The sequence below is a fragment of the Roseivivax jejudonensis genome (assembly GCF_900172265.1).
GTDB lineage: Bacteria > Pseudomonadota > Alphaproteobacteria > Rhodobacterales > Rhodobacteraceae > Roseivivax > Roseivivax jejudonensis.
This window is the reverse complement of the sequence record NZ_FWFK01000003.1, coordinates 340,890-352,907: the sequence shown is the minus strand read 5'-3', so window position 1 is coordinate 352,907 and position 12,018 is coordinate 340,890. Positions and strand designations below refer to the sequence as shown.

13 protein-coding genes are annotated in these 12,018 nt (G+C 68.8%); 3 read left to right on the top strand and 10 right to left on the bottom strand.

Annotated features, from left to right (window positions below; all coding sequences use genetic code 11):
- Positions 1–29: 29 nt before the first annotated feature.
- On the bottom strand, positions 30–611 hold the full coding sequence (gene infC, locus ROJ8625_RS09600; protein WP_442475982.1) for a translation initiation factor IF-3: 582 nt from the start codon (positions 609–611) through the stop codon (positions 30–32).
- A gap of 161 nt (positions 612–772) precedes the next feature.
- Here infC and ROJ8625_RS09595 point away from each other — a divergent pair, with 161 nt between their 5' ends.
- Entirely contained in the window at positions 773–1,864 is a 1,092-nt protein-coding gene (locus tag ROJ8625_RS09595; protein ID WP_085791663.1) for a hypothetical protein, read from the top strand.
- A 79-nt stretch (positions 1,865–1,943) separates the two neighbouring features.
- Here ROJ8625_RS09595 and ROJ8625_RS09590 read toward each other — a convergent pair whose 3' ends face one another.
- From ROJ8625_RS09590 to cysG, 6 genes are all read right to left on the bottom strand, one after another.
- A complete protein-coding gene (locus ROJ8625_RS09590; RefSeq protein ID WP_085791906.1) occupies positions 1,944–2,798 on the bottom strand; it encodes a ferredoxin--NADP reductase in 855 nt (284 codons plus the stop codon).
- A gap of 104 nt (positions 2,799–2,902) precedes the next feature.
- Positions 2,903–3,301, bottom strand: coding sequence for a DUF934 domain-containing protein (locus ROJ8625_RS09585; RefSeq protein WP_085791662.1), 399 nt, complete (start codon positions 3,299–3,301; stop codon positions 2,903–2,905).
- On the bottom strand, positions 3,298–4,092 hold the full coding sequence (locus ROJ8625_RS09580) for a phosphoadenylyl-sulfate reductase (RefSeq protein WP_085791661.1): 795 nt from the start codon (positions 4,090–4,092) through the stop codon (positions 3,298–3,300). The genes ROJ8625_RS09585 and ROJ8625_RS09580 overlap by 4 nt, the downstream gene beginning before the upstream one ends.
- Positions 4,082–5,776: a nitrite/sulfite reductase gene (locus ROJ8625_RS09575; protein WP_085791660.1), complete on the bottom strand. Its 1,695-nt coding sequence runs from the start codon at positions 5,774–5,776 to the stop codon at positions 4,082–4,084. Before ROJ8625_RS09575 ends, ROJ8625_RS09580 begins: the two co-directional genes overlap by 11 nt.
- Positions 5,777–5,795: 19 nt before the next feature.
- Positions 5,796–6,095 carry a DUF2849 domain-containing protein gene (locus ROJ8625_RS09570; RefSeq protein ID WP_085791659.1) on the bottom strand — a complete coding sequence of 100 codons (300 nt, stop codon included), beginning with the start codon at positions 6,093–6,095 and terminating at the stop codon, positions 5,796–5,798.
- Positions 6,095–7,504 (bottom strand): siroheme synthase CysG, encoded by a 1,410-nt coding sequence (gene cysG, locus ROJ8625_RS09565; RefSeq protein ID WP_085791658.1) that lies wholly within the window; start codon positions 7,502–7,504, stop codon positions 6,095–6,097. The genes ROJ8625_RS09570 and cysG overlap by 1 nt, the downstream gene beginning before the upstream one ends.
- 155 nt (positions 7,505–7,659) lie before the next feature.
- Between cysG and ROJ8625_RS09560 the strand changes: the two genes are divergently transcribed.
- On the top strand, positions 7,660–8,115 hold the full coding sequence (locus ROJ8625_RS09560) for an Lrp/AsnC family transcriptional regulator (RefSeq protein ID WP_085791657.1): 456 nt from the start codon (positions 7,660–7,662) through the stop codon (positions 8,113–8,115).
- A 93-nt stretch (positions 8,116–8,208) separates the two neighbouring features.
- Here ROJ8625_RS09560 and tpiA read toward each other — a convergent pair whose 3' ends face one another.
- Positions 8,209–8,958, bottom strand: a complete 750-nt coding sequence (gene tpiA, locus ROJ8625_RS09555) for a triose-phosphate isomerase (protein WP_085791905.1) — start codon at positions 8,956–8,958, stop codon at positions 8,209–8,211.
- Between the two features lie 357 nt (positions 8,959–9,315).
- On the opposite strand from tpiA, the gene ROJ8625_RS20995 reads away from it, so the two are divergent.
- On the top strand, positions 9,316–9,468 hold the full coding sequence (locus ROJ8625_RS20995; protein WP_159456747.1) for a hypothetical protein: 153 nt from the start codon (positions 9,316–9,318) through the stop codon (positions 9,466–9,468).
- An 84-nt stretch (positions 9,469–9,552) separates the two neighbouring features.
- Here ROJ8625_RS20995 and ROJ8625_RS09550 read toward each other — a convergent pair whose 3' ends face one another.
- Both ROJ8625_RS09550 and ilvC read right to left on the bottom strand, forming a co-directional pair.
- Positions 9,553–10,785: an OpgC family protein gene (locus tag ROJ8625_RS09550; RefSeq protein WP_159456746.1), complete on the bottom strand. Its 1,233-nt coding sequence runs from the start codon at positions 10,783–10,785 to the stop codon at positions 9,553–9,555.
- A gap of 177 nt (positions 10,786–10,962) precedes the next feature.
- The gene (ilvC, locus tag ROJ8625_RS09545; protein WP_085791655.1) at positions 10,963–11,985 is read right to left on the bottom strand and encodes a ketol-acid reductoisomerase; all 1,023 of its coding nucleotides are present in this window, start codon (positions 11,983–11,985) and stop codon (positions 10,963–10,965) included.
- Between the last annotated feature and the right edge of the window lie 33 nt (positions 11,986–12,018).

The window sequence follows — 12,018 nt, the reverse complement described above, 5'->3', positions numbered from 1 at the left end:
TTCGATCTCCGCGACGATGATCGCCGGTCCTACTTGGCCGGACCGATCATCATGACCATCTGGCGGCCTTCCATCTTCGGCATGTTCTCGACCTTGCCGATTTCCTTCACGTCTTCCGCGACGCGTTCGAGCAGGTTTCGCCCGAGGTTCTGGTGCGCCATCTCGCGCCCGCGAAAGCGCAGCGTGACCTTCACCTTGTCGCCCTTTTCAAGGAACTTCACGACGTTCTTCATCTTCACGTCGTAGTCGTGGCTGTCCGTGTTGGGCCGGAACTTCACTTCCTTGACGTCGATCGTCTTCTGCTTCTTGCGCGCCTCGGCCTCGCGCTTCTGCTGTTCGTACTTGAACTTGCCGAAATCCATGATCTTGCAGACCGGCGGCGAAGCATTGGGCGAAATCTCGACGAGGTCGAGACCGGCCGCCTCGGCCAGCTCGATGCCGCGCGAGGGCGGCACGACGCCGATATTCTCGCCTTCGGCGCCAATCAGTCGGATCTCGGCCACGCGAATGCGGTCGTTGACGCGGGGGCCGGTGTCGCGCGTGGGGGGCGCGTTGTGTGGTCTGCGGGCTATGACGTCACTCCAATGGATGGTTGCTGGATAGGCGCGCAAAATAGACGTGGGACGGCGGCCTTTCAAGGCGCAAACGGTGGTTCGCTGCGCGCTTCGGCTTGCTCTTGGACGGTCAAGTTGCCACTTCAGGAGCAGGCGGGGACGATGCACCGTCGCACGGGTGCGTCGACCGGGGGCGAACAGCCGGAAAGGGAAACGTTATGAAAGCTTTGACAGGTATCCTGAGCGTCGTCGTCGGGCTGGTGGTGCTCGGTGGCGGGGCGCTGCTGTTGCGCGGGCCCCAGCCCGAGGTTTCGGACGCGGCCGCAAGTGCGGAGCAGGCGGCCGAGGAGAGCGTCGAGGCGTCCGCTGACGCCGCCGAAGATCTGGATGACGCCGCCCAGACGGGTGCGGCCGAACTGGCCGAGGGCACCGAGGATGCTGCCGACACGGTCGAAGCCGGCGCCGGGGATCTGGCGGACGCCGCCGAGGACGGCGCAGACGCGACCGAAGAGGCGGTAGAAGAAAGCGCCGAGGAGGCCGAGGCTGCCGCCGATGACGCGGTCGAGACGGCGCAGGACGCGGCGACCGGTGCGGCCGACAGCCTGCGTGCCGCGGTCGAGGCCGCTGTGAGCACCGCGGAGGAAACGGCGGCCGCGGCATCGGAGGCCGCGGAGGAAGCCGGCGAGGCCGCGGATGCGGCCGTGACCGACACGGTGCGCGAGGCCACGGAGAGCGCCGGCGAGGCCGCGCGCGCCGCCGAGGATGCGGCAGAGGACGCGGCGGAGGCGGTGCGCGAGGCGACCGAGGGCGCGGCCGAGCAGGCCGACGAGGTCGTCGAGGAGGCGGCGCAGGTTGCGGAAGACGCGGCCGCGGCCGCTGCCGACGCCGCCGCCGATGCCGAGGACGCCGCGAGCGCCGCCGCGACCGAGGCACAGGACGAGGCCGATGCCGCCGCCGCCGAAGCCGCAGACGCCGCAGCCGACGCCGCGGGCGCAGCGGCCGATACCGCGGCCGATGCCGCCGCCGTGGCCGGAGAGGCGGCGGTCGAGACCGTCGAAGAGGCTGACGCGGCCGCCGATGCCGCGGCCGACGCCGTGCCGAGCCAGGAGGAACTTTCCGAACTGTTGACCGTCGACGGCTTCGACGCCGACCGCGTTCGCGATGTCATCGACGGCTCGGATCTCGCCGATGAGGCCAAGGCCGGTGCCAAGGCGGCTCTGTCCGTGGCCGAGGACGCGCCCGACATGTTGGCCGGTGTCCTCGACCGCCTGCGCGAGCAACTGGGCCTCGCCCCGGCGCCATCGCGCTAGGCGCTGCCGGATCGCCCGGCAAGAGAAAGGGGCCGCACGCGCGGCCCCTTTCTCGTATCCACCCTGGATCGGGTGACGATCAGTCGAGGAACGCCTTCTCGACGACGTAGTGCTTGGGGTCGCTGTTCGCGCCTTCTTCGAGCCCGTAGCCTTCGAGAAGCTCCTTGATCTCGAGATTGAAGGCCAGGTTGCCGCACACCATGGCCCGGTCCGTATCGGGCGCGAGCGGCGCGACGCCCAGATCCTCGAACACCTGGCCCGAGCGCATCAGGTCCGTGATGCGGCCCATCTTCGGGCTCTCCTCGCGGGTCGTGGTCGGGTAGTAGCGCAGCTTCTTGAGGTTATCGGAGCCCAGAAGCTCCACCAGAAGCTCGTCCTCGGGGATCGACTTGATGAGCTCTGCGCCATAGGCGAGTTCGCCCACCTCCCGGCAGGTGTGGGTCAGGATGATCTCGTCGTAATCCTCGAAGGTCTGAGGGTCGCGCAAGAGCGACGCGAAGGGCGCGATGCCGGTGCCGGTGGCAAAGAGCCACAGCCGCTTGCCCGGCAGAAGCGCATCGTGGACCAGCGTGCCGACCGGCTTCGGGCGCAGGATGATCTCGTCGCCCGGTTCGATGTGCTGGAGCCGCGAGGTCAGCGGACCGTCCTGCACCTTGATCGAGTAGAACTCCAGCTCCTCGTCCCAGGAGGGCGATGCGATGGAATAGGCGCGCAGCAACGGCTTGGCCTTGCCGGTCTTTTCATCGGGCTCGCCCATCAGACCGATCATCACGAATTCACCCGAGCGAAAGCGCAGAGATTGCGGCCGCGTCACGCGGAACGAGAACAGCCGGTCGGTCCAGTGCCGGACCGAGGTGACGGTCTGCGCGTCGGGAAGCGTCGGGGCCTTAACCGGGCGGGCTGCAGTTTCGCTCACGGGTCTATGCTCTGTCATGTCCATGCCTTCCTGCAGCCCTATAGGCCGCCAGTGGTCGTGTTTGCAAATGCTGTGCGCTCTCGCGCGGCACCGCGTCGCGCGCGCGACGGCGCCGCGGCGTTTCAGCCGCGCAGCCGGGCCTGGTAGTCGTGCGCGGTCCAGTTCGCCCGGAACAGCCACTGATCCTCGGGCTGGCGCGCGGCCAGCGCGTCGGAGATCTCAACCTCGTCGAACCCCGCGCGACGGATCATGGCGAACTGGTCCGCAATGACATGGCCCCTCGCGCGCAGACGGCCGCGATAGCCGCGCAGCCGCAGAAGGCGCGCGAGCGTGAAGCCGCGCCCGTCCGAGAACGACGGAAAGTCGATTCGTACCGCCTCCACGTCGTCGGGAAGCGCGGCAAGCGCAGCGGGATCAGTGTCCGACGGCAGATCGATCGCGCGCCCGCCCTCGTCCAGTGCGGCCCAGGGGCCGTCGAAGTCGTCGGGTCCGAAGCCCGCATCCGTCACGATGACGCTCATGCGCCCGTCTCCTGCTTGATCGCGCGGCCATTCACGAAGTGGATGCCGCATTCGTCCTTCTCCTCGCCGCGCCAGCGTCCGGCGCGCGGATCCTCCCCGGCCTCGACCCTCGAGGTGCAGGGCCAGCAGCCGATCGAGGGATAGCCCTGCGACACCAGCGGATGCCGCGGCAGCCGGTTCTCGTCCATGTAGGCCCGCACGTCCTCGGGCGCCCAGTGGGCGAGCGGGTTGACCTTGATCCGGCCCGTCGCCTCCTCCAGTTCGAAGAAGTCGAGCGTCGCCCGCCCGGCGGACTGGTAGCGCTTGCGCCCGGTGATCCAGCCGTCGAACCCCTCGAGTGCGGCCTCCAGCGGCACGGTCTTGCGCAGCGCGCAGCACGCGTCGGTGTCGGAGAACCGCAGCGCGCCGTAGGGATCGCGGGCTTCGATCATCGCCTCGTCAGTGCGCAGCACCCGCACGTCGCGCAGTCCCAGCCGTTCGGCCACCTCCTGCTGGTAGACAAGCGTCTCGGGAAAGAGCAGCCGCGTGTCGATGAACAGGACCGGCGTCGTGCGGTCGACCATCGCCACGAGGTGCAGCAGCGCGACGGACTCCGCGCCGAAGCTCGACACCATCGCGATGCGCCCGGCATCGGGATCCTTGAGCGCGCCGCGCAGCACGTCGGTGGCGCCGTGGTGGCGGTAGCGCGCGTTCAGCCGCGCCACCCGCCCGCGCAACGCGCCGAGATCGGCGCCGCCGCTCGATCCGCCCTCGCGGGCGTCCTCGCCGCTGTCTATCCGTTCATGCCGCATTGGCCCGGGCCTCGTTCCGCGACGTGTCCTTGTCCTTGGACGGATAGAGCGCCGCCTTGAAGGGCGCCATGCCGACCCTGCGATAGGTCTCGAGGAAGGTTTCTTCGGCGTCCCGCCGCGTTTCGAGGTAGGTCTGCACCACGGTCTCGATCGCCGGTACGACCTCGTCGGCCGAGAAGCCCGGACCGGTGCGCTCGCCCAGGCTCGCATCCTCGGTGTGATCGCCGCCGAGCGTGATCTGGTAATTCTCGACCCCGGCCCGGTCGAGCCCAAGGATACCGATGTGGCCCACGTGGTGATGGCCGCAGGCATTGATGCAGCCCGAGATCTTGATCTTCAGATCGCCGATCTCGTGCTCGATCTTCAGCTCGTCGAAGCGCGTTGCGATCGACTGCGCGATCGGGATCGACCGCGCCGTCGCGAGCGCGCAGTAATCCATGCCGGGGCACGCGATGATGTCGGAGACCAGCCCGATATTCGCGGTCGCGAGGCCTTGCGCCTTCAGGATCTTGTGGATCTCCGGCAGGTCGGCCTTGTGCACGTGCGGCAGCACCACGTTCTGTTCGTGGCTGATGCGCAGTTCGTCATGGCCGAAGCGCCGGGCGATGTCGGCCATCGCGCGCATCTGGTCCGCGGTCGCGTCGCCGGGCGTGGCGCCGTGCGCCTTCAGGCTGATCTGCGCGATCGCGTAGCCGGGCGCGCGGTGCGCCGTCAGATTGGTATCGGCCCAAGCCCGGAACCCCGGGTCGGTCTCGTAAGCCGCGTCGAACAGTTCGGTCGAACGTTCGGCGAAGGCCGGCGGCGCGAACTGCGCGGTGATCGCCGCGAGCATCTCCTGATCGACGCCCGAGAACTCCGGCTTCACCTCGGCGAAGCGCGCCTCGACCAGATCGCGGATCGCGTCGATCCCGTGCTCGTGCACGGTGATCTTGATCCGCGATTTGTACTTGTTGTCGCGCCGACCGAGCAGGTTCCACACCGACACGATCGCCTCGAGATAGGGCAGAAGGTCGTCGCCCGAGACGAAATCGGCGATGACCTTGCCGATCATCGGCGTGCGGCCCAGGCCCCCGCCGACGAGAACGCGGTAGCCGATCTCGCCCGCCTCGTTCGCCACGATCCGCAGGCCGATGTCGTGGGCCGCGGTCACGGCGCGGTCGTTCGGGCTGCCGGTCACGGCGATCTTGAACTTGCGCGGCAGGAACTGGAACTCGGGATGGTCGGTCGACCACTGCCGGATCAACTCGGCCACCGGCCGCGGATCCGCGACCTCATCGGCGGCGGCGCCGGCGAAGTGGTCCGCTGTCACGTTGCGGATGGTGTTGCCCGAGGTCTGCAGGGCATGCATCTCGACCTCGGCCAGTGCGTCGAGGATGTCCGGGACATCGCGAAGGCGCGGCCAGTTGAACTGGATGTTCTGCCGCGTCGTGAAGTGGCCGTATCCCTTGTCCCACCGCTCCGCGATCTCGGCGAGCTTGTCCATCTGATTGCCGCGCAGCGTGCCGTAGGGGATCGCCACGCGCAGCATGTAGGCGTGAAGCTGCAGGTAGAGGCCGTTCATCAAGCGCAGCGGCTTGAACTCGTCCTCGGTCAGCGCGCCGTCGATCCGGCGCTCCACCTGGGCGCGGAATTGGCGGTTTCTCTCGGCGACGAAGGCCGCGTCGAACGCGTCGTAGCGATACATGGTACTCTCCTCGGGCCGGTCAGGCCGTGACCTGCTTTCCGTGGCGGTAGTTGGACGGGCCGGTGCGGCGGAAATCCTCGCGGAAATGCGTGGGCTCGGGCCCGTTCTCACCCTCGGTCATGTCGGCGAGGTAGACGCCGACAACCTCGTCGACGCGAGCCTGCGCGTCGATCAGCCGGATCTGTGCATCGGCCTCGTCGGTCAAGAGCTCCGCGCGCGACAACTCCCGCGTCCAGGATCCGTCTGCGGCGAGGTAGACCACGTCGCCCTCCAGCAGGGCATTGGCGGTCACGACCTTGGGGGTGAATTGGCGGGGCATCAGAGCGCCTCCTGCTGGGATAGGGTGTCGGCGAGGTCGGGCACGATCGCCTCCGCGGCGCGGGGCGCGAGACCGAGAAGCATGAGGGCGGGGCCGGACATCTCGGCGTCGGACAAGTCGGCCGAGAGATCCGCGAGCGATGTCGCGACGATGCGCTGGTCGGGGCGCGAGGCGTTCTCGATCACCGTCACGGCGGTCGCGGGCGCGGCGCCATGCATCATCAGTCGGCCCTGAAGGAAGCGCGCGGCCCGCTTGCCCATGTAGATCGCCGCCACTTCGCCCGGGCGCGCGAGCGCTGCCCAGTCGTGGTCGGCGAAGCCCGCGACGTCGTGACCGGTGAGGAACCGCACCGATGCGTTGCGACCGCGCCGGGTGAGGCTCTGCCCGATCGCGGCGACCGAGGCCGAGGCCGCGGTGATCCCGGGCACGACGGACCAGGACAGCCCGGCTTCGGCAACGGTCTCGATTTCCTCGTCGAGACGGCCGAAAACGGTCGGGTCGCCGGACTTGAGCCGAACGACCTGCGCGCCGGCACGGACATGCTCGACGATCGTGTCGTTGATGTCGCCCTGCGGCGTGTGCATTCCGAATCCTTCCTTGCCGGCGTCGATGATCAGTGCCTCGCGGCGGGCCAGCTCGAGGATCTCGGGCGTCACCAGCCGGTCGTGGATAACCACGTCGGCGGTGTCGAGCGCGCGGCGGGCCTTCAGCGTCAGAAGCTCCGGATCGCCCGGGCCGCTGCCCACGAACGCCACATGGCCGGGGCGCGCCTCGGCGGCGAGATGCCGCTCCAGCAGCCCGTCGAGCGCGCGCTGCGCGCCCTCGGCGCCGTCCTCGGCATGGGCGCGGGGGCCGGCGTCGAAATAGTAGTCGGCCCAGAAGTCGCGGCGCGCGCGGCCCATCGGCAGCGCCTCGGCCATGCGGCGGAAGGCCTTGCCGATCCGCGCGAGCGGTCCGAGTGCCTGCGGCAGGCGCGCCTCGAGGTCGGCCTTGATCGCGCGGGCGAGGACGGGCGCAGCGCCCTCGGTGCCGATGGCCACGGTTACCGGGTCGCGATCGACGATGGCCGGGGTGATGAACTGGCTGTCGCCGAGATTGTCGACGATGTTGACGAGCGCACCGTCGGCGCGCGCGATTGCGCTGGTCCGCGCATCCTCGCCCTCATCTTCGTCGGCGGCGTAGAACAGCGCGGCGCAGAGCGCGTCACCCGGCGCCATCGCGCGGCGCACGAGGCGCAACCGGCCGGCCTGCGCCCAGTCGACGATCTCGGGGGCGGGCTCGGCGGCGAAGACGGTCAGGTGCGCCTCGGTCTTCATCAGCAGGCGCAGCTTGGCCAGAGCGGCGTCTCCGCCGCCCGACAGGACGACGCGCCGGCCCGCCAGGGCCACGAAGATCGGAAAGTGCTGCATCAGATGCGCTCCGGTGCCGGTCTCGGTGTCTCGTCACAGATATAGAATTTTGTCCCGGTTTCGGGCTAGGGTTCTGGCAAAACAAGGACATTCGTTCTAATGGGTGGGTCATCCAGATACGTGCATCCCCCAAACCGAGGCAAAGGCGAACGATCATGCGGATCGACGAGACGGATCGGAAAATTCTCATCGAGCTTCAGCGCGACGCGAGCCGCTCGCTGGACGAGATCGCCAAGGCCGTGGGCTCGTCCAAGACCCCGGTCTGGAACCGGATCCGCAAGCTGCGCGAGGCCGGGGTGATCGGCGCGCAGACCGTGCGGCTCGATGCCGATGCGCTGGGCTTCGAGGCGTGCTTCTTCGTCCTGATCCGCACCTCGGAGCACGAGGCGTCATGGCAGCGCCGCTTTCTCGAGGCGCTGCGCGAACGCCCCGAGGTGCAGGAGGCGCACCGGCTGGCCGGAGACATCGACTACATCCTGAAGGTGCGGGTGCGCAACGCGCGCGCCTACGACGCCTTCTACCAGGCGCTGATCTCGGAAGTGCGCGTGCACAACGTCACTGCGCTGCTGTCTATGGAGGAGATCAAGTCCACCACGGCGCTGCCGCTCTGACGGGTGCGCGGGCGGCAGAGGCCGGGGGCTCTGCCCCCGGACCCCCGGGGTTTCCGGCAAGATGAAGGATCGGGCGGCGCGCGCCGGCGCCCGTCACGCGGCGCCGAGCGCTTCGACGATGGGCAGGAAGTCTCCGGCGCTCAGGCTGGCGCCGCCGACGAGGGCGCCATCGACATTCTCGATGCCGAAGATCTCTGCGGCGTTGGCGGCCTTCACGCTGCCGCCGTACAGGAGCGGGATGGCACCGGCGGTGGCCTTGCCGAACCGGTCGACCAGCGCGGCGCGGAGCGCGTCGTGCATCTCGGCGATCTGGGGCGGCTCGGCGACACGGCCGGTGCCGATGGCCCAGACCGGCTCGTATGCGACGACGAGGGTCTCGTCCGAGGCGCCGTCAAGGACCGATCCGGCGAGCTGCGCGCGCACGACCTCGAGCGCGCGCCCGGCCTCGCGATCGGCGAGCGTCTCGCCGACGCAGAGGATCACCCGCAGGCCCGCGTCCCAGGCGGCGCGCGTCTTTGCGGCGACGTCCGCGTCGGTCTCGCCGTGGTCCTGGCGGCGTTCGGAGTGCCCGAGAATGACGAGGCGCGCGCCGGCATCGGCGAGCATCGCCGCCGAGACGTCGCCGGTATGGGCGCCCGCGCGCTCGGCATGGCAGTCCTGGCCGCCGACCAGAAGCCCGCCCTTGGCGCGCTGGGCCGCGGCCGCGACGAGGGTGAAGGGCGGGCAGATCGCGACCTCCGGCCCGTCCTCGGCGCCGGAGCCGGCGGCGATGGTGTCGAGTTCGGCGAGCGCGGCGGCGAGGCCGTTCATCTTCCAGTTCCCGGCGGCGAGTTTGCGGGGCATGTATCCTCCTGTCGGTCGTGCCCCGGTGATCATCGGCCCGGGCGCGCCGGCGTCAAGGGACCGCGTCCGGACGGGCCCGGCCTGCGCGGTTTCGCGGCGCGGCGGCGCGCGGATGGGCCGATCGGCCGTCGCGGCGGGTCGCAAGGCTTGCGGGATACGTCCTGTCGGTTAGTCTGGACGCTGCGGATCGTGACAGGAGGACATCATGGACGCTTTCTTCATTCTGCCGGTTTTCATTCTTCTCGTGCTGCTGGCGTGGTGCGTCTACCAGCTGAAAAACGACATGTGATCGCGGCGTCCGGAACAGGCCTCCTGCGGCGCGGGTTTCCAGATGTCACTCACCAAAGGAGGTCCATCATGGACGCAGCGTTCATCGTGCCGGTTCTGGCCCTGATCACGCTTCTGGCCGGAACGGTCTATGCCCTGTGGTCGAAACACGTGACCGAGCAGGCGAAGGCGGATCCGGCGCATCCCAAGAGCCGCCTGGCCGCGGACACCCCGTCGCGCTGACCGGCCACATGCAGATCCGAACGTGAAAAGGCCCGGTTCCGCCCGGGCCTTTTTGCGTCTGCGTGATGTCAGGAGGCGTTGTCGTCAGCGCCCGGCGGTAGCCGCGCCCGCGACCGGCAGGGCGGGTCCGTCGCGCTGCGGCTGTGGCGTGTGCCGCGCCTTGCGTGCGGCGACCGAGCGCGCGTGGATCCAGGCGACCGCGTAGAGCGGCATGAGCGAGGCGAGGACGGCGAGGTTGCCGACCACCGGCCCGGCGCTGCGGTCCTGCATGCCCCACATGATCAGGTAGATCATCACGACGTGCGCCGTGAATACCTGCAGCGAGTGCTGGCCAAGGAACACCAGCGGCCGGCGCGTGAAGATCCACTCGATCCCGCGCGAGACGGCGGCGAGCACGCGGTTGCCGCTTTGCGGTGCCGCGTTCAGCAGCCATCCGACCACGTAGAGATCGAGCGCGAAGTTCGCGAGGTATATCGCGTCCATGTTGCCGCGGTCGAGCCGGTCGTAGGCGAGCCGGCGCATGTCGTCGGGCAACCAGCCGAGGTTCAGTGCGCGGTCGAAGAGGGCGAAGGCCACCACCCCGCCCAGGGCCGCCCAGAACGCGAGCCGCGCGCGCGGCGTCCGCATCCACGCGGGGTCGAACCGGTCGCGGGCGAAGAGAAAACCGAGCCAGAGCGCAAAGAAGTAGATCGCCTGCCACCCGAAGACGTTGAAGTAGATACCGATGTTGATCGGCGCGCCGGCCGAGGCCAGCCCGGCCTCGATCGGGCGCTGGGCGGCATCGGGCCAGCCGGTCTGGGCAAGCAGCCACGCCGCGACACTCAGCCCGAAGACCCAGCGCGCATGGCCGCGCGCGAAGGCCACGAGCGCGAGCGGCGTCAGCAGCATCATCCAGATGTAGAGGGCGAGAATCCCGAGGTGCATCGAGCCGGTCACGAGCCCGAGGGAGGCGAGCGTGAAGGCGAAGGGCGCGTCGAGGTATTGTCCGAGCACGCCAGGCGTCATGCCCCAGGCGGCCAGCCCGACCGCGGCGCCGGCGAAGCCGAGAATCATCGCGGCCTGGTAGGTGTAGATCGTGCGGATGCGTCTGAGCACGCCGGTGCGCATGCCGGCGGCGCCACGCTTGTCCATGAGCTTGGTGTAGACCAGACCGACGACGAAGCCCGAGATGAACACGAAGCCCTGCGCGTCTTCGACGAAGCCGAGCGCGTGGTGGTTGTAGAAGCCCGGGATCGACCAGAACTGCCCGGTCGTGTGGGCGATCATCATGAACAGGAGGAAGAACCCCCGGAAGCCGTCGAGGAGTGTCAGGCGCATGTCGCTCTCCAGTGGGTCGCGCGGGGGCGGCGCCCGGCGCGCGGATCGGAGAGGTAATGCGCGAGCGGCGGAAAAGATGCAGCGAAGCTCGCGTTTTTCGCGGGCCTGGCGCATTCGGGCCGATCGGCGCTGGGGGCGAACGGCCCGACAGGCGAAAACCTGCCGGGCCGCGTCGGGTCAGTTGCGCGAGCGATCGACCATCTTGCCGGCCGAAATCCACGGCATCATGCCGCGAAGCTTCTCGCCGACCTGTTCGATCTGGTGCTCGTCGTTGAGCCGTCGCGTCGCCTTGAACATCGGCTGCCCGACCGCGTTTTCCTGCATGAAGTCGCGCACGAACTTGCCGGTCTGGATGTCGGTCAGAACGTCCTTCATGCGCTTCTTGGTCTCGTCGTAGGGCAGGATGCGCGGACCCGAGACGTATTCGCCGTATTCGGCGGTGTTCGAGATCGAGTAGTTCATGTTCGCGATGCCGCCCTCGTAGATCAGGTCCACGATCAGCTTCACCTCGTGCAGGCACTCGAAATACGCCATCTCCGGCTCGTAGCCGGCCTCGACCAGCGTCTCGAAGCCCATGCGGATGAGCTCGACGAGCCCCCCGCACAGCACCGCCTGTTCACCGAAGAGGTCGGTTTCGCATTCCTGGCGGAAGTTGGTCTCGATGATGCCCGAGCGACCGCCGCCGATGGCCGCGCAATAGCTCAGACCAAGCTCCATCGCGCGGCCGGTCGCGTCCTGCTCGACTGCAACGAGGCACGGCACGCCGCCGCCTTTGGTGTACTCGCCGCGCACGGTGTGGCCGGGACCCTTGGGCGCCATCATGATGACATCGACGCCGGGCTTGGGCTCGATCAGGCCGAAGTGCACGTTGAGGCCGTGTGCGAAGGCGATCGCCGCGCCGTCCTTTAGGTTGTCGTGCACGTAGGCCTTGTAGGTCGCCGCCTGCAGCTCGTCGGGCATGGTGAACATGATCAGGTCGCACCACGCGGCGGCCTCGGCGATGCCCATGACCTGCAGGCCCTCGGCCTCGGCCTTCGCCGCCGAGGGCGAGCCCTCGCGCAGGGCGACGGCCACGTGCTTGGCGCCCGAATCGCGCAGGTTCAGCGCGTGGGCGTGGCCCTGGCTGCCGTAGCCGAGGATCGCGATCTTCTTGTCCTTGATCAGGTTAATGTCGCAATCGCGGTCGTAGTAAACGCGCATGGGGCGCTCCCTCCGTCTGGTTTCGTCAGGGTG

Excerpts from the sequence above, each read along its gene's own strand:
- ROJ8625_RS09595 (WP_085791663.1), top strand. The coding sequence starts at position 773 with ATGAAAGCTTTGACAGGTATCCTGAGCGTCGTCGTCGGGCTGGTGGTG.
- ROJ8625_RS09590 (WP_085791906.1), bottom strand. The coding sequence starts at position 2,798 with ATGACAGAGCATAGACCCGTGAGCGAAACTGCAGCCCGCCCGGTTAAG.
- ROJ8625_RS09585 (WP_085791662.1), bottom strand. The coding sequence starts at position 3,301 with ATGAGCGTCATCGTGACGGATGCGGGCTTCGGACCCGACGACTTCGAC.
- ROJ8625_RS09580 (WP_085791661.1), bottom strand. The coding sequence starts at position 4,092 with ATGCGGCATGAACGGATAGACAGCGGCGAGGACGCCCGCGAGGGCGGA.
- ROJ8625_RS09575 (WP_085791660.1), bottom strand. The coding sequence starts at position 5,776 with ATGTATCGCTACGACGCGTTCGACGCGGCCTTCGTCGCCGAGAGAAAC.
- ROJ8625_RS09570 (WP_085791659.1), bottom strand. The coding sequence starts at position 6,095 with ATGCCCCGCCAATTCACCCCCAAGGTCGTGACCGCCAATGCCCTGCTG.
- cysG (WP_085791658.1), bottom strand. The coding sequence starts at position 7,504 with ATGCAGCACTTTCCGATCTTCGTGGCCCTGGCGGGCCGGCGCGTCGTC.
- ROJ8625_RS09560 (WP_085791657.1), top strand. The coding sequence starts at position 7,660 with ATGCGGATCGACGAGACGGATCGGAAAATTCTCATCGAGCTTCAGCGC.
- tpiA (WP_085791905.1), bottom strand. The coding sequence starts at position 8,958 with ATGCCCCGCAAACTCGCCGCCGGGAACTGGAAGATGAACGGCCTCGCC.
- ROJ8625_RS20995 (WP_159456747.1), top strand. The coding sequence starts at position 9,316 with ATGGACGCAGCGTTCATCGTGCCGGTTCTGGCCCTGATCACGCTTCTG.
- ROJ8625_RS09550 (WP_159456746.1), bottom strand. The coding sequence starts at position 10,785 with ATGCGCCTGACACTCCTCGACGGCTTCCGGGGGTTCTTCCTCCTGTTC.
- ilvC (WP_085791655.1), bottom strand. The coding sequence starts at position 11,985 with ATGCGCGTTTACTACGACCGCGATTGCGACATTAACCTGATCAAGGAC.